Origin of the sequence: Klebsiella sp. PCX, from assembly GCF_021869705.1 — a bacterium.
Lineage (GTDB): Bacteria > Pseudomonadota > Gammaproteobacteria > Enterobacterales > Enterobacteriaceae > Klebsiella > Klebsiella quasipneumoniae.
On sequence record NZ_CP091527.1, the window covers coordinates 378,498 to 402,624 of the forward strand.

The window sequence follows — 24,127 nt, forward strand, 5'->3', positions numbered from 1 at the left end:
GCCGCCGGGGGCAACGATCCCGGCGGCGCCCTGCATGCTCTATCAAACACTGAAGGAGGCGCTGGCGACAGCGACCTGTACCCTATGAGTATTTCAATGACAACAAAGCTCAGCTACGGATTTGGTGCCTTTGGTAAAGATTTCGCTATCGGTATCGTCTACATGTACCTGATGTATTACTACACCGATATTGTTGGACTGTCGGTTGGGGTGGTCGGCACCCTGTTTCTGGTGGCGCGGATCCTCGATGCGATAGCCGATCCGATCATGGGGTGGATCGTGAATTGTACGCGATCGCGATGGGGAAAATTCAAACCGTGGATCCTGATCGGCACGATAACCAACTCGGTGGTGCTGTATATGCTGTTCAGCGCCCATCACTTCTCCGGCGGGGCGTTACTGGCATGGGTGTGGCTAACCTACCTGCTGTGGGGGTTCACCTACACCATCATGGATGTGCCGTTCTGGTCGCTGGTGCCGACTATTACCCTCGATAAGCGCGAACGTGAACAGCTGGTGCCCTATCCACGCTTTTTCGCCAGCCTGGCGGGATTCGTTACTGCCGGCGTCACGCTGCCGTTTGTCAGCGCCGTGGGCGGCGCCGACCGCGGTTTCGGTTTCCAGATGTTCACCCTGGTGTTGATCGCCTTCTTCGTGGTTTCCACCCTCGTCACGCTGCGCAACGTCCACGAGGTTTACTCCTCGGATAGCGGCGTGAGCGAGGATGCCAGCCATCTCTCACTGCGCCAGATGGTGGCGCTGATCTATAAAAACGATCAGCTGGCCTGCCTGTTGGGCATGGCGCTGGCTTATAACACGGCGGCGAATATTATCGCGGGCTTTGCGATTTACTACTTTACCTACGTGATTGGCAGCGCAGAGATGTTCCCGTATTACATGTCCTACGCCGGCGCGGCGAACCTGCTGACCTTAGTGCTGTTTCCGCGGCTGGTGAAAGGGCTGTCGCGACGTATCCTGTGGGCGGGAGCCTCGATCATGCCGGTGCTGGGCTGCGGCGTGCTGTTGCTGATGGCGCTGAGCGGGGTCTATAACATCGCGCTTATTTCGCTGGCTGGGGTGCTGTTGAATATCGGTACCGCGCTGTTCTGGGTGCTGCAGGTTATTATGGTGGCCGATACCGTCGACTACGGCGAATATACGATGAACATCCGCTGCGAAAGTATCGCCTATTCGGTGCAGACGCTGGTGGTGAAAGCGGGCTCGGCGTTCGCGGCCTGGTTTATCGCTATCGTGCTCGGTATCATCGGTTACGTGCCGAATGTGGCCCAGTCGTCCCAGACGCTGCTGGGGATGCAGGCGATTATGATTGCGCTGCCGACGCTCTTTTTTGCCCTGACGCTGTTGCTCTATTTCCGCTATTACAAGCTCAACGGCGATATGCTGCGTCGTATTCAGATTCACCTGCTGGATAAATATCGCCGGGTACCGGAAAATGTGGCTGAGCCGGAACGGCCCATTGTGGTACCCAACCAGGTGTAAAAAGCGTTCAAAAACCGCTGACGAAAGAGGGGAGGGATGCTCTCTTTTTGGGCAAAAATGAGCGTCGAAAACGGGCAAAAAGAGAAAAACGTATTTCTCTAATTTGCCTCAAAATGGTCTCTTTTTATGCGCACGGAGTTGCTATTGGCTCCATTTGTTCTCAAATAAAACTCAGAATTGTCTCTTTTTCGTGCTCTTGCGCTGCTTTTTAACTCTTGCTACGCTTGTTGGGTGTTACATTTTTCTCTTATTTGTCTCAGTGATGGAGCAATGCGATGCGCATTTTTATCGATGATGGTTCAACCAATATCAAAATGCTGTGGGAGCAAGATGGCGAAACTTTCACCCATATCAGCCCCAACAGTTTTAAACGCGGCTGGTCTGCCACCTTCGGTTCCGGGAAGCCTTTTAACTACACCGTGGATGATGAAAAGTACTCATTCGACCTGATCACCCCCGATGCGCTCCCGACCAATAATATTGACTGGCAGTACAGCCCGTTGAACTCCATCGCTGTCCATCACGCGCTGCTGACCAGCGGTCTTGAGCCACAGGACGTCGAAATCGTCGTGACGCTGCCGCTGACTGAATTTTATGACGAGGATGCGCAATATCGCCTCGACAACATTGAGCGTAAGAAAAAGAGCCTGCTGCGCGAAGTTAAACTGAATAAAGGCGTGGTGTTCAATATCACCAAAGTCACCGTGCGCCCGGAATCGATTCCGGCGGGCATTAGCCTGTGCGATGAACTCAAGCCCTCCCATTCGGTGCTGATTATCGACCTCGGCGGCACCACGCTCGATATCTCGATGGTCGCCGGGCAGATGACCTCGGTTTCGCGCATTTACGGCGACCCGAAGCTGGGCGTATCGCTGGTGACCGACGCCGTTAAGCTGGCGCTGGCGCGGGCGAATACCGATACCTCAAGCTATAACGTCGACCAGATCATTATCAATCGCCACGACGAAGAGTATCTGACCGATAACATTAACGATCCGGATGCGGTTTCTGAGGTGAAGAAGGTGATCAATAACAGCATCGAACGTCTGACCACCCGCGTCCTGACGGCTATCGATAGCTTTAAAGGCTACTCGCATGCCATCGTGATTGGCGGCGGCGCGCCGCTGGTGGCCGATGCCATTCGTGAACGTATGGGCCTGCGTGAGGACCGTTTCGTGGTGGCTGAAGAGCCGCAGTTCGCCCTGGTGCGTGGTCTGAAAATTATTGGCTAAGGAGCGTCTATGACTCTGGATCGCAGAAAAGTGCTGATTTACCTGCGCCCGGATATCAGCGCCAGCGAGCGCTTCGCGGACGCAAAAATTGAGGCCCACCACCGCGGCGACCGTGGCGATATGTCGCGCACGGCGCTGCTGGCGGGGCTGGCGTTAGGGGAAGTCGATAGCCGCTTGCCGTCGATGCTGGCGGCGCTGCTGGCGGAAGACACGAAACCGGAAACGCTGCGCAAGATGCTGGCCTCGTTCCTTGAGATCCAGCCGGCCTCTTCCGCCCCGACAGCCGCACCAGCGGCCGCCCCGGCTAAGGCGCCGGAGCCGCCCGCGCCGGTCAGCGAGAGCGTTTCGGCGCGCAACCTCGCCGGTTCGCTGCCGGATTAAGCGCTATTCGCGGTTTGCGCTATCCGGGAAACTCCCCGGCTTGCGCTGCGCTTAGCCGGGCTACTGTTTACACTGTCCGGTAGCCCGGGTAAGGCGGAACGCCGCGACTGGGAAATTCCCCGGCTTGCGCTGTGCTTAGTTTGTAGGCCGGGTCAGGCGTAGCCGCCACCCGGCAGTAAGACGGTACGCCGCCACCCGGGATGTCGCCCCTATCCGTGGGCGAGAAAGCGGGCCAGGCGCTGCTGCAGCAGGCGATTTTCGCGGGTCAGCCGCGCGTTCTCATCCAGCAGCGTCAGCGCCACCGCAATCCCCGGCCAGTCCAGCTCCAGCTCGTTACGCAGGCGCACCGCGCGATGGACAATCGTCACCGCGCTGTCGTCGAACAGCCAGGCGTCCGCCTGCGGCTGGTGCGGTTCAATCATGCCTAAGCCGACAATCTCCGTCAGCTCCTCTTCCGACACCCCGGTACGCAGGCACAATTCGGTAATGGTAAACGTCACTGTTACTGTAGCCATCAGGCTTTCCCCCATGTCTTACGCGGATCGAAGCTGGCTTCGGCGGTCGCCAGCTGTTGCCAGATCTCACGCGCTTTTTCATCTGGTTTTGGTGGCATCACAATTTTAATAACGGCGAACAAATCGCCGGTGTGGGTTTTGCTCACCAGCCCTTTGCCCTTGATGCGCAGGCGCTGCCCTGCCTGGCTACCCGGCGGCACCGTCAGCAGAATGCTCTCTTTCAGGGTGGGCACCGTGACTTTGGCGCCCAGCGCGGCCTCCCACGGCGCCAGCGGCAGGACGATCTCCAGGTTATGTCCCACGATGTCGAACAGCGGGTGCGGGGCGATGTGGATCACCAGCCACAGATCGCCGTTCGGGCCGCCGTTTTCGCCCGGCGTCCCCTGGCCTTTCAGGCGGATACGCTGACCATCGACTACCCCGGCGGGGATCTTCACATTCAGCGTCTTCGGCGTTTCGCTTTCAATCATGCCGAACACGTTATACACCGGCAGGTTATAGCTGATGGTGCGGGTTTGCTCGGCCAGCGTCTCTTCAAGGAACACTGCGACCTCGATCTCCAGGTCGTGGCCGCGCGCCGCGTGCTGGCGGCGACGCTGATGCGCCTGCTGGCCAAACATGGAGGAGAAGATGTCGTCGAAATCCTGCTGGCTGTAGCTCTGCTCGTGGGTCTGCTGCTGGCGACCGAACCCGGGATCGTTGCGATGCTGCCAGAGCTGATCGTATTCCGCGCGCCGTTGCTCATCTTTCAGGACTTCCCAGGCTTCGGCGAGGTCCTTAAATTTGGCTTCGGCATCGTTTTCTTTACTGACGTCGGGGTGGTACTTGCGCGCCAGGCGGCGGTAGGCGGTCTTGATGGTTTTCAGATCGTCGGTTGGTTGCACCCCGAGAATGGCATAATAATCCTTCAATTCCATGCTGTTATCTCATCTATGCTCAGTGCGGTGGTTACATATTCCCTGGATCAGGCGTCTGTATAAAGCGTAGGGCAAATGCGCCCTGAAGGGGAAGAAAAGTGGCGGAAACTTGACGCCGTCGGGATCAACGGCGTCTTGGGCAAGGCTAGTCTTTCGCCTGCGGCCGCTGACGACGGCGCCAGCCTGCGAACAGCACCAGCAGCGCGCCGATGGCGCCGGCCAGGCGCGCCATGCCCTCGCCGGCAGTGGGAAACAGCTGGCGGAGGGTAGGGTCGCTGACCAGCATTGAGCCGGCAATCCAGCCGATGAGCATCCCGCCCAGCAGCACCACCGCGGGAAAGCGGGTGAGCAGGGCCAGCACCAGTTTGCTGCCGGCGACGATAACCGGGATGCTGATCGCCACGCCGAGGGCGACCAGCGCAATGTGTCCTTTGCCTGCGGCAGCCACCGCCAGCACGTTATCCAGCGACATGATCACATCCGCTACGGTGATGGTGATTGCGGTGCGCCACAGGCTGCCTGAGCTGGCAACCTCGCTCTCGTCCTCCTCATCACTGACCAGCTTGATGCCAATCCACAGCAGGAGCAGCGCGCCGACTATTTTCAGCCACGGCAGCGACAGGAGATACAGGGCGATCGCCAGCAGCAGGATGCGCGCCAGGATAGCGCCTACGGTGCCGATGACGATCGCTTTGGTGCGTTTTTGCGGCGGCAGTTTGCGACAGGCCATGGCGATCACCACGGCGTTATCGCCGCCCAGCAGTAAGTCGATGGCGACAATCTGCAGCATAATCACCGCCATGTCCCATTGTTGAAGAAACGCATACATATTGAGAGAAACCACCTGAAATAAATACCACGAAAAGCCGCTGCGCAGGGCACTCCGCCCGGTGAGCGTTGACCGCTGGCGCCGGCCCGCGCCAACGCGCGTGGAACCTGAGCCTGAAAAATAAAGTTACGAATCAACGCGCCGTCGGGCAAGGCTTCGGTGAAAAAGGGTGATATTTTGTCATACAGACACACCTGCCGTTCACTTATCGCAAGGATCCCCACTATGTCTGGCCACAAGAAATACCTCTCTGTCGCCCTGCTGAGCGCTGTTTTACTGCCGGCGATGGCCTCTGCCGCTGACGCGCCGGCGACCTTCACCCCGGAACAGGAGGCGCAAATCGGCAAAATCGCCGCCGATTACCTGGTCGCCCACCCGGAAGTTCTCCTGCAGGCAAGCCAGAAACTGCAGCAAATTCAGGCTGAGCAACAGGCCAGCGCGGCCACCCAGGCGGTGCTGAAGAATGCCGCCTTGCTGACCCAGGATAAAAATACCCCGACTTACGGCCCGGCCAACGGCAAAGTCACGGTGATTGAGTTCTTTGACTACCAGTGCGTCTACTGCAGCCGGCTGGCACCGGTGATGGAACAGGTGATTAAAGCGCATCCGCAGACCCGCTTCGCTTTTAAAGAGTGGCCTATCTTTGGCGGCCGCTGGGAAAGCTCGCTGGAAGCAGCGAAAACCGGCCTGCAGATCTATCAGCAGAAAGGGGCGGATGCCTATCTGACCTACCATAACGGGATCTACGCCACCGGACATAACGAAGGCAAGCTGACGACGGCGGATATCCAGCAGCAGGCGAAGAAAGCCGGCTTTGATGCGAAGAAGGCCAGCGACGTCGAACCGGTACTGCAGAGCATTAACGACCTGGCGCAGGAGATTGGTCTTAGCGGCACGCCGGGCGTGATCGTGATGCCGACCACCGGCGCCACGGAAGCCAGCATCACCGTCTTCCCGGGACTGGCGGATAAAGCCTCGCTCGAAGCCGCGATTAAAAAAGCCGGCGGCTGATCGGCGGCGTCGTTACCCGGTCAGGGCCGCCGAGGGCGGCTCTGCTATCATTCATGATCCCTTTCCTCGTTCGGTGGCGGCAGCGCGTGGCTTTTTAAATCAATAATCTGGCCAATGTGATCGTGGTAAACGGTCAGCAAATTATAGCGACTCATCTCGGAGATGATCTGCGGGGCGACGTTAAAGCTGCTGGCCAGCTCCTCATCCCGCAGAGTAAGCACCGCGGTGTGACGCCGGGTGTGGGCGCGGCGTCGGTTATAGTGATACCAGAGGATCAACAGCCAGCCGTTCAGCGCGGCAAGCAATAAATATACCAGCGCCGTATTCAGGGAGTCCATCAGCGACGACCAGCGCGGGGAGGGCGGCGCGATGAACTGCATCACCAAATTGGCGTAAAGAAAGAACAGAAAACCGAGCCAGGCCAGCAGCGTTAAGCCGGCGTCCACCAGCCGGGGCAGCACGCGGTGTTCGGTTAAGATGAGCGTATTTTCATTCATCGCAGGCTTCCTTTTCCCCGGTCCGGGCTCACCCAGCGCGCGCGGGAACGTTGACGTTTCAACATCACTTTCGGAAAAGCGACCAGCGTGGTCAGCAGGCCGATCATCCAGTAAACCATCGGGAACCAGATCACCCAGAACAGGGATTTGGCCACCTTTTTCTCATAGCGCCGTTCGATATACAGGCTGGCGACGAACTGCAGCAGGCACATCAGGCCGAGCAGCATGCCGGTGAACTCAGGCGGAAACAGACTGTGCACGGTCAGGTTGTCCGGCAATGGCATCAGGCGGCTGAGGATAAACAGCAGGATGGTGACCGCGTAGGCAAAGGCCCACAGCGTGGAGCAGGCATACTCCAGAAACAGCGGCCACATCCGATGATGCTGCCAGTGAAACAGACGGCGTAGGTTGACCAGAAAGACTTCGGCCCCGCCCTGGGCCCAGCGCAGACGCTGCTTCCATAACCCTTTGAGGGTCTCTGGCATCAGGATCCAGCACAGCGCCCGCGGCTCGAAAAAGATGTCCCAGTGGCGGAGCTGAAGCTTCCAGCTGATATCAATATCTTCAGTGATCATATCCGGGCTCCAGTAGCCGACGTCCGCCAGCGCCTGGCGCCGGAAGGCGGCGATCACGCCAGATACGGTAAAGACCCGGCCATAGATCCGCTGCGTCCGCTTGATAAGCCCAATGATTGACGAGAACTCCCCGACCTGAATGCGGCCGATCAGCGTGGATCGGGTGCGGATCCGCGGGTTGCCGGTGACCGCCCCGACGTGCGGGTAGTGGATCAGCGGCGCGACCAGCCTGGCCGCGGTATCCCGGTCCAGCAGGGCGTCGCCATCGATGCAGACCAGCAAATCGCCGCGGGCGGCGGCGGCGCCCGCTTTGAGCGCCACCGCTTTTCCCTGATTGGCGGCCAGGTGTATCACCCGCAGCCTCGGCTCCTCCTGCGCCAGCTGCTGCAGCACCTGGGCAGTGTTGTCGGAAGAGCCGTCGTTAATCGCGATCACTTCGAGATTGGCGTAACGCTGGGCCAGCGCTGCGCTGATGGTCTCCCGGGCGTTTTTCTCCTCGTTAAAGCAGGGGATCAGTATCGAGATCAGCGGATTGCCCGGCAGCGTCGGCGGCGGGGTATCCTCGCCCCACGGCCAGTGGCGCTCCAGCTGAAACCAGAAGTACAGACCCCCGGTGATCCATAGCACCGACATAAACAGCGGCCAGAAAAAGACAAAGTCGAGGATAAGCTCGCCGGTAAATACCGCTGCGACGCCTAACGGTAGCCCGAATACGAGGCATAAAATGCACAATGCGATAATGCGATCAGTCATGGTCAGGGTACCACCAGGAAGAGAATTGCGGTCTGATACGGGAGATATCAGGCTGATTGTTAATGAAATCGTCTGGGTAGTAGCCGTAGTTTTTGACGCCGTTTAGCCGCAGCAAACGCATCCAGTCCGCCAGCTGTTGGTCAGGAATGGCGTTGTGCTGGCGTCGGCTCCAGTCTCTGGCCTGTAGCTCAAAGATGGTTTTCTTCAGCGCGCCCGGGTGGCGGGCGACGGTCTGCACCAGCCGCGTCAGCCAGGCCTGGCTGGCGTCGATCGGCACGGACTCCATCAGCGGCATCGCCATGGGCACCGTCCAGTCATAGGCGGCAAGGAAGTCATCCAGATTTTGCGCAAACCAGGCTTCGCTCTGCGGCTCCAGGATCGGCAGGGCGAAGAGATTACGCGCCGTTTTTACCTGCGGGCCGCGGATGGCCTGCACCGCCTGGCGCAGCTGCAGAGTGAAGCGGGTCAGGGTTTGGCTTTTGAAACGCATCCATGCTTCACGCTCCTGCGGACGCTGGGGCACCGGGCCGGCATCGCGCGCCAGGCCACTCTGCCGCCAGGCGGCGACCGCCTCCGGGCTCACGTCTTCAAAATCGGTCAGCACGGCGTCGTCGTGGAACAGAATCCCGCTGAAGCTGGCGTGTCGGGCCAGATCCTCATAGATGTCGATGATCTGCTGGCGAACCCGCGGATCCCAGGGCGACAGGCGAACATAGGGCTGACGGGCAAGCAACGCCTTCCCGGTTTGCGGATCCCAGCGCTGAACGCGCGGCAGATCGGACGAGAGATCGAAGGCCAGCACCGGCATCCAGGCATAAACCTTCACCCCGCCGCGGGTCTGCAGCTGCCAGGAGACGAAGTTAAACAGGTCGGCGCGCATCGGCAGCCAGCGGTTGGGGAAATAGAGCGACTTGATCGTGCCGTCGCCCTGCGGGTCGGAGAAGGCCTGCAGAAAGACGTGGCTGATTTTCATGTCATAGACGCGCTGTATCAGCTTATCGATATTCTTTGCCTGCTGGACGGGATTGGGGTCATAGACATAGTCCAGATCGACATGCATCACCCGAACAGGATCGGCTTCCTGAATCTGCGTCACTGCGTTGGCAAAGGCCTTGATCGACGGGTTACCGGCGATCAGCATGCGCGGAATATTGTCCAGATCCTTCACGTTGCCCAGGCCGTCGTTCAGCGTAAACGCCAGCTGATACCCCTGCTGTTTGGCGATGGCCAGGGTGCTGCCGCTGGCGGCGCCGTAGGGCCACACCCAGGCGCGCGGCGCTTTCCCGGCGACGTCGTGGATTTTCGCCGTTACTTTCTGCACGTCATCGGTCATTCGCCGGGTAAACTGCGCGTCGCTTTCATAGCGGCCGGTGGTTTTATCCCAGCCTCGGTTGGCGGCGGCGGGCTCGCGGCTGCCTTGCGGATTGGCCGGCAGGCCGTAATGCGAGGCCCAGGTGTGCGCGCCGATCTCCACCAGCGGCGAGCGGCTGAGCTCGCGCACCATCTCCCAGGTGGCGAAGCGATCGCGCGGCGTCATCAGGCCACCAAAATTAACGGGCTGGTTGGCGGGGATGTCCACCCAGCTGCCCACCGGCGCCCACAGCGCCGGAACGTTCCAGGCTTTAAGCAGCGGCCAGACGCGGGTATAAAAACTGCTATAGCCATCGTCGAAGCTGAGAAGAAAAGCTTTAGGCGGAAGCGACTTAAGGCCATGATGCGCGTCCAGAATGTCCTGAACGCTCACGGCATGGTAGCCGTGATGCAGCAGCCAGGCGATCTGCTCATTAAGCGCGCTGGTCCGCACCGAAAGATAACGCTGGTCGGCGGCGTCGTCTTCGACGTCATGATAGGCCAGCACCAGAAAGCGATCCGCCGGCCAGGGTTTATTGGCCTCCAGCTGGGGTCGTTGCTGCGGGGCGAGGAAGGGGGCCTCCTCAGCACGCACGCTGAAGATAAGGCACAGCCAGCCGAGAAGCATCAGGCCGTTGCGCAGGGTCGTGTTCAGCATGGTCATCCTTAAAACCGTATGTTTGCATCAACAGTGATGGCGAGGTTGTTTTCACGTTTACCGTCGTAGGGGCGTTTGTCCCAGTTCAGCATCACCCCGGCATCGACGAGGTTGTTCCAGCGCAGACGCTGGCCGTAGCCCAGCGTCGTTATCGCGCCGGCGGCGTGATTTTTTTGCCAGTAGCTGCCGCCGCCGGCGAGCAGCTGCTGACTCCAGACGGTGTCATACCGCTGGTAAAGCGTGTGATCGACGGTCAGCGCTGCGGTGGCCGCGAGGTCGCGGGCCGGACTGTAATACGCGGTGTCAGTGCGGCTATTGGCGCTGGCCGCCAGACCGGGCTGCAGATCCAGCGTTAACCACGGCGTCTGCCAGAGGCGCTCTTTACCAGAGAGGGTGTACTCCTGACGACGGTTGTGGTCGGTAAAGCGGCTGGCGGCCACGCTGACGCGGTACTCCCGGCGCTCGTTTTGATACCATCGCAGCCAGCCTTCGCCGCGGTTGGCGCTGACGCCGTTGCGTAACGCGCGCAGCGGCGTCTGCTGCGAAATCCGCTCCAGCTCGCCGCCCAGCTGCCAGCGATCGTTGACGTCGTGCGCGGCGGAAAGGCGGACGCCGGGCTTATTCTCGCCGTGAAAATTGACGCTGGAGAGTTCAAGTTCTCCCCAGGCGTCGCGCGGGCGCCATTCAATACCGGCGAACAGCTGGCGACGGCTGCCTTTCCCCTCTTCAAAATTGCCTTTGGCAAAGCGGTGGCCGCCAAACAACCGCCAGCTGTCGGCTATCGGCGGGCTGTAGATCGCCGTCTCAAAACTGAGGTCGTGGGTACCGCTCACCGGGTTGTCGGAATGCAGCCCTTTACCAACGCTCAGGCGCAGCTCGGAGAAATGATGGACTTCGCGGGCTTTGGCCAGGCGTTGGGTATTTAGATCCCGTGGCGAGCGGGCGATAACGTCGTCGGTCAGCAGATCCATCTGCCGCCACTCCTGCAGATCGAGAGCGACCCAGGCCTGCTGGCGCTCCAGCTGCAGGCTGGCGGGCTCCAGGGCTTCCGCCGCTTTCAACTGGCGTTCGGCAGCCCGCGGCAGCCCTCTGTCCTGCAGCACGGCGGCATAGTCGATCTGCAGCCCCTGGTTGCCGGGGGCCGTCGCCGCCAGGCGCTGCATGCGGGCTTCGGCCTGCGGCAGGGCGTTGGTGGCGGAAAGATAGTGCACGTTAAGCGTCTGCGCGGTGAGCCAGTCGTCGTTCGGCTGGGGCGTCGGCGAGCCGTAGAGATGACGGATATAGGGTGCATTCCGGGTGAGGCGGGCGACATACCGTTGCGCCGCCGGGTACTGAGCGGTGTCCAGCAGGGCGTAGAAAAGCTCATGTTCTTCATTCTGTTGGCTCGTCAACCACGAGGGATGCTGATGAATGAGCGTCAACGCAGGCTCAATCTGCTTGAGGGCGATATAAGAGGAGATGACCCAGCCGATGGCCCAGTCGGGAACCACCTGCTGCTGCGCGAGCAGGCTTTGGTATTCGCGGATGATCTGCGCGTAGTCTGCGTTGGCGTACAGCGCGCCCAGACGGTCAATGCGCGCCCGGGTGATGTCCGGGGCGGCCTGCGGATCGGGACGCCAGGCGGCGATCATCGCGTCGTATTGCGCCAGCGCCGTGCGGGCCAGCGCGTAACGCGCATTTTCTTCACGGGAAGGCGTATCGGCAAGGCGCACCAGCTCGGCGGCGGCGTTCAGCTGCAGGTTGCGCTTTTCCGCGGGCGTCAGTTCGACGCTATTCGCGAGGCCGAAGGCGGGTGAGTCGATCCGGTTGCGGGTCAGGGTCGCCATCAGGCTGGCCAGCGCGGCTTTGTTCTGCGGTTCGCGATCGAGGATCTGCGTGTCCACCAGCAGCTGGTCCCAGCTTTTGCCAAGCCGCAGGTAGACATAAGAGAGGGTCTGCAGGTGGGCCACGCTCGCCTGCTCCGCCACCAGGCGACGCGCTTCGCTGAGCGCCTCGCCGTCCTTGCGGGCATCGGCCAGCGTCTTGATATAGCCGATACGATAGTCGTCACTGCCAGGGGACTGGCTGAGAGCCTGCTGCCAGAGGAGGAGCGAGGCTTGCCACTGTTTCTGGTTGCGCAAAGCCTGCGCGGCGGCGGCGGTGCCCCGTGCGGGAAGCGGCATATAGACCTGATAGCGTCGCCAGATTTTCACGACCTCATCGTCCTGGCCGGCCCAGAGGGCTACCTGCAGCCAGTCGGCTACCTGAGAAGGGGTTAACGCATGCCGTAGCTGGTACTGCTGAAGATATGAGAGAAAGGGGGCGTACTGGCCCTGACGCGCTTGCAGGATCTGCTGGTCATAGAGCGAGTCCGCTCCCTGAACCAGCGTCGGGAAGAGCAAAAGTACGCCGATTGACAGCGAGAGTTTCGTGTTGCGATTAAACAATAACGTATTTGAATAAGGTGATCTTTCCATTTCTATTTGCCATATGTTCATCAAGAATCCATTGCACAACACGACCGTCCTTTGACGGTGAGTTAAAGGATGAGGATGGTCCCATTTAGCTGACTGGCACTGCGGGTGAATGACTTATTGCAAACTAATAAACCTATCTCCTGTGGATAATTGAATGGATAATTTATACCCGATACCGCGGCGGATAAATATGGTTAAATGACGAGCTGAGTTTTAAGATAAATCTGTAAAAATGGTTTAATTCGAATCGCCATGTTGAAGTCAATGTCTTTAACTTACTGAAAATAAATAAAAAATGAAGTCGGCTGAAATTTTGTTTCAAATTTTCCTGGTGGCTTATATTGCTGTGAGGGGAATGGTTTTATATGGATATTTAAGATGATTTCTGACAAAAATTCTTAATAGCAAAAAAAGCATCTTTTCTGTGGGATTTTTTTATTTATAATTAATCCGTTTATTTTCTGTCCGAACCCAGGGAGGTTTTTCACAGCCAGATTCAGATGCCGCGCTAATGATAAATCACAGATCTCGTTATTTTTACCGCCATGCGGAGCGATCCACAGGGGCAAGGATAATGTCTGGTTGACGAGAATTTGTTGATTAAATGTTAAAGGGACGACTTGTGGCAAATTCAATGATATTAGTTACCCAGGATCACTATCTTTTTCAAGGTGTTAAGAATTTCTTCCCTGATATCATTCAGTTAGATTCTAGCGGAAAAGCGATTTTAGATAATGAGGTTGATGAACTCTCTCTGCTGGTTGATAGCCGTTCGCCGCTTTGTCATTACGATTATCTGGTGATGGAGGCGGCACAATCCAGAAAGCGAATATGCTGTATTGTCCTCGATATGCGCCATCGGGAAGAGCATTTACTCAGCCTGAAATCGTTTTTAAACATGTCATTATCACCCGCCGATATGGCGACCTTATTTGGGCTTTTCCTGGAGATGAAGAGTAATCGGCTGACCAAAGAGTGGTTCGACAATCTGCGCTTAAGTATGACAGAGCAGCTGATGCTGCGTTTTCTTGGGGCGGGGATGACAATGGAGGAGGTGGCGTTGAATCTTAATACTTCGCTAAAAAGCCTTTACCGCAAGCGGACCGCACTTTATGAACGACTGGGGTTAGATAATTTTAATGAAGCCTGCTTATTTATCTTCAAAAATAAACTGCTGGACCAGTCCGGTCGATCGCCATGAGGGCTGGTTGTACAGGAAATGGGTGATATCGCAAGGTATGTAATGATGGAAATGTAATAAATTAAATAGATATTGATAGGTACAACCGTCGATACCGGTCGGTATCCAGGGTGGCGCCCGGCATATAATTCCGGAGCTCTTTGGAAGTAATTACCGCCATGGCGGTTTGCTATGCACAGCGATTATTATAATGAATATATTCCTTGCGCCGCAGAGGAATAGTTTTGTCATAAATTAACTTTACCATGGTATTCCGGCTCACGTGTCGGAATACCATGAGATATCGTGAAAGCATCAGAGGAGCGAGGTGGATGAGAATAAGGGACAGTATTGCGGAGCGGTTAGAAGCCTGCGGGCTCTACCGTCGGGCGGCATCCAGATGGATTGAGGTGATGCAGCGTTGTCTGGACGATGAGGACCGAGAGTGGATCCGTCACCATCGCAATCAGTGTCTGAAAAAGGCGCAACGTCCGCCGGCGCCGAAAGAGGAGTTTGCCGATCTCCACCAGGCGGCTAAAGAGACGCAATATCGCATGGGCATTGCTAAGCCTTATGGCGAAGCGTTCAGACTACCCGGCAAAGGGAAAACCGCCGCCGAATAATACCTTTCTTTATTGCGTTTGCCTGACGGCCTGCGTTTGCGCAGGCGTTTCATTGTCCGTAGGCCCACGCAAGCGCAGCGCCGCCTGGCGATATGCATCAGACGCCGTACCCGCGGTTGTGCCGGATGGCGGCATAAATGCCTTATCCGGCCTACGGGTCCTCCCGCAGGCTCAAACAGCGTAGGCCCACGCAAGCGCAGCGCCGCCTGGCGATATGCATCAGACGCCTTACCCGCGGTTGTGCCGGATGGCGGCATAAATGCCTTATCCGGCCTACGGGTCCTCCCGCAGGCTCAAACAGCGTAGGCCCGCGCAAGCGCAGCGCCGCCGGGCGATATGCATCAGACTCCGTACCCGCGGTTATGCCGGATGGCGGCATAAATGCCTTATCCGGCCTACGGGTCCTCCCGCAGGCTCAAACAGCGTAGGCCCGCGCAAGCGCAGCGCCGCCGGGCGATATACATCAGACGCCGTACCCGCGGTTGTGCCGGATGGCGGCATAAATGCCTTATCCGGCCTACGGGTCCTCGCGCAGGCTCAAAAAGCGTAGGCCCGCGCAAGCGCAGCGCCGCCGGGAGATATACATCAGACGCCGTACCCGCGGTTGTGCCGGATGGCGGCATCAATGCCTTATCCGGCCTACGGGTCCTCCCGCAGGCTCAAACAGCGTAGGCCCGCGCAAGCGCAGCGCCGCTTGGCAGGGATCATAGAGTGGAGTTCGATGAAGAGTCCGGCTACAGAAAAGCAAAAACCCAGCCATAGGCTGGGTTCTCTGAATAAGTGGTGCCCGGACTCGGAATCGAACCAAGGACACGGGGATTTTCAATCCCCTGCTCTACCGACTGAGCTATCCGGGCAACGGGGCGCATTAAACCGTAATCCGCCCACCCCGTCAACCAAATTTCTTAAATTACTTGTCGATTGCTTATCTTTGCGGCAATTCCGCGCTCAAAGGCGCATTTTGACTCAATATCACTGCATGCCGTTATCGCCTTGACGGCTTTTCCAGCCGCTGGTGACGGAGATAACGTGACGCAACCCGGAAATCAGGTAATCACCAATCACCTCTTCATCTTCCCGCGGCGAGCTCAGCGTGATTTCCGCATCCACGCCGTGACGATAGGCGCCATGATGGCTGAAAATGGTGCCGATATAACATTTTCCGTTCAGCCACACCGGAATATAGGCCACCGTCTCATAGATATAGTTGACGGCAACGCCGCTGTAGTAGTTGTCCGCCTCGTCGGCGGAGGTGCCGGGCGGAATGGGGCAGATCGGTGCATCGTTGTCGCTGGCGGGCTTATCTTTCAGCAGGTTGCCCTGCATAACCTCCAGCGAGCGCAGCAGATCCGCTTTATCGCCGTCGCTCAGGCTGGGGGTCAGCGGTTGGTCTTTCTCCGGGGAGCGGATGCTGTTCAGCGTATAGCGATAGCGAACCGTCACCGCGGGCGTCTGGCTGGCGGTGCTGAACGGGCGCAGCAGGTAGAGATTATCTTCGCCAAACTGGCCGTTGTACCACAGGGCATACACCTGGCCGTTGATTTTGACCCAGTGGTTCCACTGGTTAGCCCCGCGGCCATTAATGGAAAAGAGGGCGCCGGGCACCCCGGCATCGAAATCGTCGCCATTATCACTGTCGCTACCGTCGACGGCGGCAAAGTCATTATCGCCGCGCCGGAGCACCCCGGTGTAGCTGAAGAGCCCGGTGCCGCCCACGTAGCTGTCGATGATCAGATCGCGTTTGCCGTCACCGTCGAGATCGATCAGGGTAAAGCTGACTTTACCGTTTTCTGAATCTGCGCTGATCGAGGAGCGCAGAAACGCCTGCCACTCGTCATCGCTGATATCCGGGGAAGGTTTGCTGGTCGAAACCAGGGTGTCATCGGCGTAGGTGAGCGTGAAGTCGGTAATATGGCCGGTTAACGGAAACTGCTCGGCGACCTTATTCAGCGACAATTCTGGATCGCTTTTTTGCGCTTTTAGCACTGCGTTATACAGCGTGCGCAGGGCGAGGTTATCCGCCTCTTTCTGCTGCCTGGGGATCACCTGGCTGACAAAGGTCGGCAGCATCCAGGTGCCGCCGGGGGTGATTTCCCGACACATACCGGTGCTGTACTTCAGGCTGGGGGTAAAGGTTTTACCGTCCCAGACGCGGGTTTCGCCGGTTAGGCAGTCGGCAATGCCCCGTTCTTTGTGCAAAAAGACGATAGTGCCGTTGGCGTAGCTCGAGGCCTCGGTGGTCAGCAACCGTGGCCTGTTCAGCTGGGCGTTATCGACCAGCCACAGCGCATAGCCGTCGTTATAGGGCGCTCGCCAGCAGAGCGCCTGCACCAGAGAATGGGTTTTATCCAGCGCGGTCATCGTGATCTGGCGCTCTGCCGCCGGGATGGCCGGGTTCTGCCAGTCGTCACAGCGCTGGTTCAGCAGCGGCGTCAGGGAGGGCAGCAGCTTCTGGCGCTGAAGTATGCTCAGCGCCACCGGCTGCGCGTTATGGATCACCGGGGCGGCGATAATCTCCGGGGCGGCAGTGGCTGGCAAAATGGCATCGTCGCCGGCATCGCCTTTATCCAGCAGCGCGTCGGCGGTGCCAGTGCGTCGCTGAAACGCATCCATTTTACCCAGCACCTCGCGGCTGCCGGCGCTGGAAAGCGGCAGGTGCTGGCCGTTCAGGGTGAATTCGATTTTGCGCTGATTCGCCAGGGCCTGTAGCAGGGCGGCAGTCTGATCGCTGTCCAGACGGAAGTGGCTGTCGTCCTGGGCGTCCAGCGCGCCAAGATCCCGGTCGTCGATCAGCAGGCTGGCGGTGGAGTCGGCGGGGATATCGTGCTCGATTTGCGCAAAGGTGGCCGTGGCGGCGAGGCGCTGTTCGCTGCCGGCGTTGCGGGTCAACAGCACGCTGACCTCGCCCATGCGGACGCCGTAACCCGCCGCCCGGCAGGTGCCAGTGTTATCGCAGGCGAGCTCCCAGTCTTTTTGCGTAAAGGAAAAACCTTGCAGGGGAGCCGCCAGCAGAGGTGTGGAGCACAGCCCCAGCCAGGCAGCCCAGAAGAACGCGCGCATATCAATCCCTGTCAGCAATCAGTGAGGGGGAAATTATAGGCGCGACGTGGCGGTTAGGATATCAGAATCAGGTTAAGGCGCCGCCCATACGACACTGGGCGAAGCGCAGAATATCTTCTGCCAGCCGCCGGGCCGTATCCACATCCGTCTGGCTACGCTTGATCAGCAGACGGCTCAGGCAGCCCTCGACGATCAGCTCCATCTGTTTAGCGACCATTTCCGGGTCATCCACCTCCAGCTGAGTCAGCAGCTCATGAGTATAGGCCAGCGAAGCCTGCTTCTGCTGTTCCGCCAGCTGGTGAATGGGGTGCTGGGGATCGGGATAGAAGGTGCAGGCGGCGATAAACAGACAGCCGGGGTAGCGGTGGTTACTAACGCAGGTGGTGAGCGCGGCATAGCGTGCCAGCAGCTTTTGCTCTGCGCTTAAGGTGTCGTCCAGCAGCAGCTGACGGCGCCAGGCATCCACCTGCTGGCTCAGATAGCGAAGCGCGTCGTACAGCAGCGCTTCGCGATCGGGCCAGAAGCGTTTCAGGTCGCTCGTCGGACAGGACACGCGCTCAGCGACCATCTCCAGCGACGTGTTGGCGATACCTTCAATTTCAAGAATTTTAATGGCTTCTGCCAGGACGTCTTCACGTAGCACGGTGTTCTCCTCCATCTTTCCTCCTAAAGTGTCGCTCACGCTTGCCAATCGCGCAAATGGGCGCTGAATGCCGCGGCATCCATAAAGCCGGTGACTCGCCGCTCAGGCTGTTCCTGACCCTCAGCGTTGAAGAACAGGATCGTCGGCAGACCGAGCACCTGCAGGTGTTTCAGCAGCGCGACGTCTTGCGGGCTGTTCTTCGTCACATCAATCTGCAATAACACGGTGCCTTTCAGCGCCTGCTGCACGTCAGGTGAACTAAAGGTGTATTTTTCAAACTCTTTGCACGCCACGCACCAGTCGGCGTAAAGATCGAGCATCACCGGTTGGCCTTTTGCCTGCGCCAGCGCCTGGTTAAGCTCGGCCACCGAGTTGACGCGGGTGAACGTCAGATGCGCCTGCTGCTCGACTGCCGGAGCGCCAAATGCCCAGTCCTGTAGGGGCCGCGCGCTGACCAGCGCGGCAGCAAGCAGGATGATTTGTACCAGCCGCATCCACGGCCGGGTAGCGCCCAGCGAGGTGATAAACGCCCAGCTGAAGAAGGCGACGCCAAGCATTGACCACAGACGTAATCCCCACGGGTCGCCGACAATGCGCTCCAGCAGGAAAACGGGCAGAGCCAGGATCACGAACCCGAAGGCGGTCTTCACATGGCTCATCCACGGGCCGCTCTTCGGCAGCAGACGGTTGCCAAATACGGTGACGAGGATCAACGGCAGGCCCATGCCCAGCGCGTAGAGGTACAGCGTGCCGCCGCCCAGCCACAGATTACCGCTCTGGGCGATATACAACAGGATGGCGCTCAGCGGCGCGGTGGTGCATGGGGAGCAGATCAGCCCGGCAATGGCGCCCATCGCGAAAACGCCACCGGGCGAGCCGCCCTGGCGCTTATTGCTGAGCAGCGCCAGCCGCGTCTGCAGCGAGGAGGGCAACTGGAGCGTGAACAGGCCGAACATGGAGAGCGCCAGCAGAATAAATACCACCGACAGTCCCGCCAGGACATACGGGTGCTGCAGGGCCGCCTGGAACTGCAGACCGGCGGCGGCCACCACCAGCCCCAGCGCGGTGTAGGTTAAGGCCATCCCCTGGACGTAAATAAAGGCCAGCAGCAGGGCGCGCGCGGTGGAAAGCCGCTGCTTTCCGCCCAGCACAATGCCGGAAATCAGCGGGTACATCGGCAGCACGCAGGGGGTGAAGGCGATACCAATACCTATCAGCAGCGCCCACAGCGCCGTAAAGGGCAGGCGGGCAGGCGTGTCTGCAGGCGGCACTGCGGCAGGCGCAGGTGATGTGGCGAGCTCCGGGGCCGGTCGCGGCTCAACCGGCAGCGGCGGGTTGAACGCCGGACGGCTGCTCGTCGACGGCATGGGCTCGATGGCGGTTGCCTGGCCGTCGGCAGAAGCCGCCAGCACGGCGCTCAGCGGGATCACTTTGGTTTCCGGTGGATAACAGAATCCGGCATCGGCGCAGCCCTGCCAGGTGACGGTGAGGGTGGCGTCTTTGTCCGCCTGCTTCACCGTGACCGGAACGGTCAGGCGCTGGCGGAAAATCTCGCTTTTGCCGTAAAACTCATCTTGATGCCACTCTCCTGCCGGGAGCGCCGGTTCGTCGATCGTCGCCCCGGCGGCGCGAAAGGTAAACTGTTGACGATAAAGATAGTAACCATCCTTGATTTGCCAGCTCAGGTTGACATTGTGCTGTTGCTGCTGAAAGTCAAAGGCAAAAGCCTGGTCAGCAGGCACGAAGTTCGAGCGCCCCGGCGCGTCGAATAACCCGGCGGTGGCTGACGTGCTGCACAGCAGCAGGATCAGCGTAATGATGCGGTAAGCCATGAGAGGTAATCGTTGTCTCCATACGTGACGGGCAGAACCAGCAGTTCAGGGGTTTGATACGGGTGGTGAGACTTCAGGCAGTCCAGCAGCGCCTGCTGATGGGCAAGATCGGTTTTGAGCAGCATCTGAACTTCATACTCCTGCTCCAGCTTCCCTTCCCAGTAATAGAGCGAGGTGGCCCCCGGCAGGAGCGTGGCGCAGGCGGCCAGCTTTTCCGCCAGCGCTTTCGCCGCCAGATCCTGGGCGGTTGCTTCATCCGGCGCGGTACAGAGCACAACAACAGCATCAGGCGTAGTCATCATGAACCTCGTATCAGCGAAAAGAGGCACTATAGCATGCAAGATGCGGGGATATTAGCGTCACGAGCGGGGAATGGGAGGGAAACGGGCAGCGGGCCCGCGCGGGGCCCGCTGCCGACGGCATTTACAGCATAATCCCGCCGAAGATGAAACCCAGGATCACGCACAGGGTGATAGCGATAACGCCGGGGATCAGGAAGGCGTGGTTAAAGACATATTTACCAATGCGGGTTGAGCCGGTGTCGTCCATCTCCACCGCCGCCAGCAGGGTCGGGTAGGTGGGCAGGACGAACAGCGCCGAGACCGCGGCAAAGGAGGCAATCGCCGTCAGCGGGCTGACGCCCAGCAGCAGCGCGGCGGGCATCAGCGCTTTGGTGGTGGCCGCCTGCGAGTAGAGCAGCGTGGCGGCGAAGAACAGCACCACCGCCAGCAGCCACGGGTAGTTTTGCAGCAAGTCGCCGGCCACGGCCTGGATGTCGCTGATATGCGCTTTAACGAAGGTATCCCCCAGCCAGGCGACGCCGAGCACGCAGACGCAAGCGCTCATCCCGGACTTAAAGGTACTGGCATTGAGCACTTCGCCGGTGTCGATTTTGCAGGTGATGCTGATCAGGGTGGCGATGGTCAGCATAAACACCACGATCGCCTCGTTACGCGGTAGTACAGGGTTTTTGATCAGGCCGACGGTATCGCTGATGGCCGTAGCGTAGAACATCACCGCCACGATGCCGATCAGAAACAGCAGAACGGAACGTTTGGCGTGCGGCTTCAGTTCAAATACCTGGCTGCCGCGTAGACTGACTTCACCCTTGGCCAGCCGCTCCTGGTAAACAGGATCGTCTTTCAGCTCGCAGCCGAGGAAGTTGCAGACGATAGCGGTGAGCATTACCGCCAGCAGGGTGACCGGAATACAGATGGCCAACAGCATCAGGTAGCTAACGCCCAGCGGCTCCAGGATCCCGGCAAAGAACACCACCGCGGCGGAGATAGGCGAAGCGGTGATCGCTATCTGGGAGGCCACCACCGCAATCGACAGCGGACGGGACGGACGGATGCCTTGCTCTTTGGCCACTTCGGTGATCACCGGCAGCGTGGAGAAGGCGGTATGGCCAGTGCCGGCGAGCACGGTCATAAACCAGGTCACCAGCGGGGCAAGGAAGGTAATATATTTCGGGTGGCGACGCAGCATCCGTTCGGCGAGGCTGACGAGGTAATCCATCCCGCCTGCGACCTGCATGGCGGCGATAGCGGCAATCACCGCCATAATGATTTCAATAACGTCGAAGGGGATCGCACCCGGTTTAATTTGAAAAATAAGCGTCAGGACAAGGACGCCAAGGCCACCGGCAAAGCCGATACCGATGCCGCCGAGCCGGGCGCCGAGATAAATCGCCAGCAGGACAATAACCAGTTCTGCACCAAACATATATGCCTTCCTTGTTTTTTAACAAGTTGATATTGGATTGTTGTATTTTAGTAAAACTAAAAAGCAAAAAGGCATGTCATCGCTGACATGCCTTTGAATGACTATCCGGAAAGATTACTGTTCGCTTTCATCGGTATAACGCTTCGCTTTATAAGCAGGATGCATCAGGTTTTGCGCGGAGAAAATGTCATCCAGCTCCGCCGCCGTCAGCAGCCCACGCTCCAGCACCACTTCCCGCACGCTCTTCCCGGTTTCGGCGCAGATCTTGCCGACGATATCGCCATTGTGGTGGCCGATAAACGGGTTGAGGTAAGTAACGATACCGATGGAGTTATAGACGTAACCTTCGCACACCGCTTTGTTGGCGGTAATGCCGTTGACGCATTTCTCCAGCAGGTTGTAGCAGGCGTTGGTCAGAATATGGATAGATTCGAACATCGCCTGGCCGATCACTGGCTCCATTACGTTCAGCTGCAGCTGCCCGGCTTCGGAGGCCATGGTTACTGTGGTGTCGTTGCCGATCACTTTAAAGCAGACCTGGTTGACCACCTCCGGCACCACAGGGTTAACCTTCGCCGGCATAATAGAAGAACCAGCCTGCAGCTCAGGCAGGTTGATTTCGTTGAGGCCCGCGCGCGGTCCGGAAGAGAGCAGGCGCAGGTCGTTACAGATCTTGGACAGTTTCACCGCCAGGCGTTTCAGCGAGCTGTGGACCATGACGTACGCCCCGCAGTCCGAGGTGGCTTCAATCAAGTCTTCCGCCGGAACGACCGGGAGGTTGCTCACTTCCGCCAGCTTCTGTACCGCCAGCTGTTGATAACCGTCCGGGGTGTTGAGACGTGTGCCGATGGCGGTTGCGCCAAGGTTCACCTCCAGCAGCAGCTCCGCGGTGCGCAGAATGCTTTTGGTCTCTTCATTGAGCAGCACATTGAAGGCATGGAACTCCTGGCCGAGGGTCATCGGCACCGCGTCCTGCAGCTGAGTGCGGCCCATCTTGAGGATGTCCTGGAATTCTACGGCTTTCGCCTGGAAACCTTCGCCCAGTTGCTTAATCGCATCGATTAGTTTGAGGATGGAGGCATACACCGCGATGCGGAACCCGGTCGGGTAGGCATCGTTGGTGGACTGACATTTGTTAACGTGATCGTTTGGGTTCAGATACTGGTATTCACCTTTCTGGTGACCCATCAGCTCGAGGCCGATGTTCGCCAGGACTTCGTTGGTGTTCATGTTTACGGAAGTGCCGGCCCCGCCCTGGAAGACATCGACCGGGAACTGGTCCATGCATTTGCCGTTATTCAGGACTTCGTCACAGGCGGCGATAATCGCATTTGCCGCGCTTTTGGGAATGGTTTGCAGCTCCTTGTTCGCCAGCGCCGCGGCTTTCTTCACCATTACCATGCCGCGCACGAATTCTGGTATGTCGCTGATTTTGCTGTTGCTAATGTAGAAGTTTTCAATCGCTCGCAGAGTATGAACGCCGTAGTAAGCGTCCGCGGGAACTTCCCTGGTGCCCAACAGATCTTCTTCGATACGAATGTTGTTTAACATGTGAACCTTCTTTTCAAGCTGCCAATGAATTCACCAAATACACAGAATATCCAGTATTCAGTATATTTTCTGGCCGACGATTATTTCCTTAACCGGCCCGGTGCCCAAGATCATATGCTGATGATAGCGAATATCAGTAAGCTTGATCACTTATTACATCGCGGGTGTGAGAAGATTTATTAATCTGTGAAATGGGTCACCGCTTTTCTATTCCTGGAAAAAATAAGCATTTCCGCTGATTGAAAAGCCGCTCAGCATCCCCATCTTAGTGGGATGCAATCAGCAAATTGATAACTACGGGGGCCGAACTCGGTGCCTGTCGATGAAGGAGACGCCGGTGCGTTGGATTCCGTTTATTGCCTTTTTTCTTTACGTGTACATTGAGATATCGATCTTTATCCAGGTCGCGCACGTGCTGGGCGTCTTTATGACGCTGATCCTGGTGATCTTTAGCTCGGTGGTGGGGATGTCGCTGGTGCGTAACCAGGGCTTCAAAAACTTCCTGCTGATGCAGCAGAAGATGGCCGCGGGCGAGAGCCCGGCGGCGGAGATGATCAAAAGCGTCTCGCTCATTATCGCTGGCCTGCTGCTGTTGATCCCGGGGTTCTTTACCGATTTCCTCGGCCTGCTGCTGCTTTTGCCCCCGGTGCAGAAGCACCTGACGATGAAGCTGATGCCGCATTTGCGCTTCAGCCGGATGCCGGGCGGCGGCTTCAGCGCCGGGACTGGCGGTGGAGAGACCTTCGAAGGGGAATTCCAGCGCAAGGACGAACAGCGCGACCGTCTGGACCATAAGGACGATCGCCGCGATTAACTTTTATCGGCCCGGTCAGCAGACG

20 protein-coding genes and 1 tRNA gene are annotated in these 24,127 nt (G+C 58.5%); 7 read left to right on the forward strand and 14 right to left on the reverse strand.

Annotated elements, in window-relative coordinates:
- Nucleotides 1-84 precede the first annotated feature (84 nt).
- The 3 genes from melB (at nucleotide 85) to GQR96_RS01755 (ending at nucleotide 3,113) form a co-directional block, all read left to right on the forward strand.
- Nucleotides 85-1,500: a melibiose:sodium transporter MelB gene (gene melB, locus GQR96_RS01745; protein WP_032456864.1), complete on the forward strand. Its 1,416-nt coding sequence runs from the start codon at nucleotides 85-87 to the stop codon at nucleotides 1,498-1,500.
- A gap of 275 nt (nucleotides 1,501-1,775) precedes the next feature.
- Entirely contained in the window at nucleotides 1,776-2,732 is a 957-nt protein-coding gene (parM, locus tag GQR96_RS01750) for a plasmid segregation protein ParM domain-containing protein (RefSeq protein WP_004177778.1), read from the forward strand.
- 9 nt (nucleotides 2,733-2,741) lie between these two features.
- Nucleotides 2,742-3,113, forward strand: a complete 372-nt coding sequence (locus GQR96_RS01755; RefSeq protein WP_049117119.1) for a plasmid partitioning/stability family protein — start codon at nucleotides 2,742-2,744, stop codon at nucleotides 3,111-3,113.
- 209 nt (nucleotides 3,114-3,322) lie between these two features.
- Here GQR96_RS01755 and cbpM read toward each other — a convergent pair whose 3' ends face one another.
- The 3 genes from cbpM to GQR96_RS01770 form a co-directional block, all read right to left on the reverse strand.
- Nucleotides 3,323-3,628, reverse strand: a complete 306-nt coding sequence (gene cbpM, locus GQR96_RS01760; protein ID WP_020481009.1) for a chaperone modulator CbpM — start codon at nucleotides 3,626-3,628, stop codon at nucleotides 3,323-3,325.
- Nucleotides 3,628-4,545: a curved DNA-binding protein gene (gene cbpA / locus GQR96_RS01765; protein WP_004206392.1), complete on the reverse strand. Its 918-nt coding sequence runs from the start codon at nucleotides 4,543-4,545 to the stop codon at nucleotides 3,628-3,630. Before cbpA ends, cbpM begins: the two co-directional genes overlap by 1 nt.
- 145 nt (nucleotides 4,546-4,690) lie before the next feature.
- Nucleotides 4,691-5,374: a TerC family protein gene (locus tag GQR96_RS01770; RefSeq protein ID WP_004206393.1), complete on the reverse strand. Its 684-nt coding sequence runs from the start codon at nucleotides 5,372-5,374 to the stop codon at nucleotides 4,691-4,693.
- 225 nt (nucleotides 5,375-5,599) lie between these two features.
- Here GQR96_RS01770 and GQR96_RS01775 point away from each other — a divergent pair, with 225 nt between their 5' ends.
- Nucleotides 5,600-6,385, forward strand: coding sequence for a DsbA family protein (locus GQR96_RS01775; RefSeq protein WP_004206394.1), 786 nt, complete (start codon nucleotides 5,600-5,602; stop codon nucleotides 6,383-6,385).
- A gap of 47 nt (nucleotides 6,386-6,432) precedes the next feature.
- Here GQR96_RS01775 and pgaD read toward each other — a convergent pair whose 3' ends face one another.
- The 4 genes from pgaD to pgaA are packed head-to-tail and all read right to left on the reverse strand — an operon-like array spanning nucleotide 6,433 to nucleotide 12,674.
- On the reverse strand, nucleotides 6,433-6,882 hold the full coding sequence (pgaD, locus tag GQR96_RS01780) for a poly-beta-1,6-N-acetyl-D-glucosamine biosynthesis protein PgaD (RefSeq protein WP_065697374.1): 450 nt from the start codon (nucleotides 6,880-6,882) through the stop codon (nucleotides 6,433-6,435).
- The gene (gene pgaC, locus GQR96_RS01785; RefSeq protein ID WP_065904793.1) at nucleotides 6,879-8,210 is read right to left on the reverse strand and encodes a poly-beta-1,6-N-acetyl-D-glucosamine synthase; all 1,332 of its coding nucleotides are present in this window, start codon (nucleotides 8,208-8,210) and stop codon (nucleotides 6,879-6,881) included. The genes pgaD and pgaC overlap by 4 nt, the downstream gene beginning before the upstream one ends.
- Complete coding sequence (gene pgaB, locus GQR96_RS01790) at nucleotides 8,203-10,218, reverse strand: poly-beta-1,6-N-acetyl-D-glucosamine N-deacetylase PgaB (RefSeq protein WP_065904842.1); 2,016 nt, start codon at nucleotides 10,216-10,218, stop codon at nucleotides 8,203-8,205. The genes pgaC and pgaB overlap by 8 nt, the downstream gene beginning before the upstream one ends.
- Before the next feature lie 8 nt (nucleotides 10,219-10,226).
- Entirely contained in the window at nucleotides 10,227-12,674 is a 2,448-nt protein-coding gene (gene pgaA, locus GQR96_RS01795; RefSeq protein WP_074384318.1) for a poly-beta-1,6 N-acetyl-D-glucosamine export porin PgaA, read from the reverse strand.
- A gap of 634 nt (nucleotides 12,675-13,308) precedes the next feature.
- On the opposite strand from pgaA, the gene GQR96_RS01800 reads away from it, so the two are divergent.
- Nucleotides 13,309-13,875 carry a helix-turn-helix transcriptional regulator gene (locus GQR96_RS01800; RefSeq protein ID WP_004206400.1) on the forward strand — a complete coding sequence of 189 codons (567 nt, stop codon included), beginning with the start codon at nucleotides 13,309-13,311 and terminating at the stop codon, nucleotides 13,873-13,875.
- Between the two features lie 311 nt (nucleotides 13,876-14,186).
- Nucleotides 14,187-14,477, forward strand: coding sequence for a PerC family transcriptional regulator (locus tag GQR96_RS01805; RefSeq protein ID WP_004153693.1), 291 nt, complete (start codon nucleotides 14,187-14,189; stop codon nucleotides 14,475-14,477).
- Between the two features lie 781 nt (nucleotides 14,478-15,258).
- Here GQR96_RS01805 and GQR96_RS01810 read toward each other — a convergent pair.
- The 7 genes from GQR96_RS01810 to aspA form a co-directional block, all read right to left on the reverse strand.
- Nucleotides 15,259-15,334 (reverse strand) — tRNA-Phe (locus tag GQR96_RS01810).
- 115 nt (nucleotides 15,335-15,449) lie between these two features.
- The gene (locus GQR96_RS01815) at nucleotides 15,450-17,537 is read right to left on the reverse strand and encodes a DUF1176 domain-containing protein (RefSeq protein WP_065904802.1); all 2,088 of its coding nucleotides are present in this window, start codon (nucleotides 17,535-17,537) and stop codon (nucleotides 15,450-15,452) included.
- Nucleotides 17,538-17,604: 67 nt separating this feature from the next.
- Nucleotides 17,605-18,195 carry a transcriptional regulator gene (locus GQR96_RS01820; RefSeq protein WP_008807224.1) on the reverse strand — a complete coding sequence of 197 codons (591 nt, stop codon included), beginning with the start codon at nucleotides 18,193-18,195 and terminating at the stop codon, nucleotides 17,605-17,607.
- 20 nt (nucleotides 18,196-18,215) lie between these two features.
- Nucleotides 18,216-20,012, reverse strand: coding sequence for a protein-disulfide reductase DsbD (locus tag GQR96_RS01825; RefSeq protein ID WP_065904804.1), 1,797 nt, complete (start codon nucleotides 20,010-20,012; stop codon nucleotides 18,216-18,218).
- Nucleotides 19,988-20,311 carry a divalent cation tolerance protein CutA gene (cutA, locus tag GQR96_RS01830; protein ID WP_004206404.1) on the reverse strand — a complete coding sequence of 108 codons (324 nt, stop codon included), beginning with the start codon at nucleotides 20,309-20,311 and terminating at the stop codon, nucleotides 19,988-19,990. Before cutA ends, GQR96_RS01825 begins: the two co-directional genes overlap by 25 nt.
- Nucleotides 20,312-20,435: 124 nt before the next feature.
- The gene (locus GQR96_RS01835; protein WP_017900073.1) at nucleotides 20,436-21,737 is read right to left on the reverse strand and encodes an anaerobic C4-dicarboxylate transporter; all 1,302 of its coding nucleotides are present in this window, start codon (nucleotides 21,735-21,737) and stop codon (nucleotides 20,436-20,438) included.
- Between the two features lie 114 nt (nucleotides 21,738-21,851).
- Nucleotides 21,852-23,288, reverse strand: a complete 1,437-nt coding sequence (gene aspA, locus GQR96_RS01840) for an aspartate ammonia-lyase (protein WP_002885424.1) — start codon at nucleotides 23,286-23,288, stop codon at nucleotides 21,852-21,854.
- Nucleotides 23,289-23,625: 337 nt separating this feature from the next.
- On the opposite strand from aspA, the gene GQR96_RS01845 reads away from it, so the two are divergent.
- On the forward strand, nucleotides 23,626-24,102 hold the full coding sequence (locus GQR96_RS01845; protein ID WP_004206407.1) for an FxsA family protein: 477 nt from the start codon (nucleotides 23,626-23,628) through the stop codon (nucleotides 24,100-24,102).
- Nucleotides 24,103-24,127 lie beyond the last annotated feature (25 nt).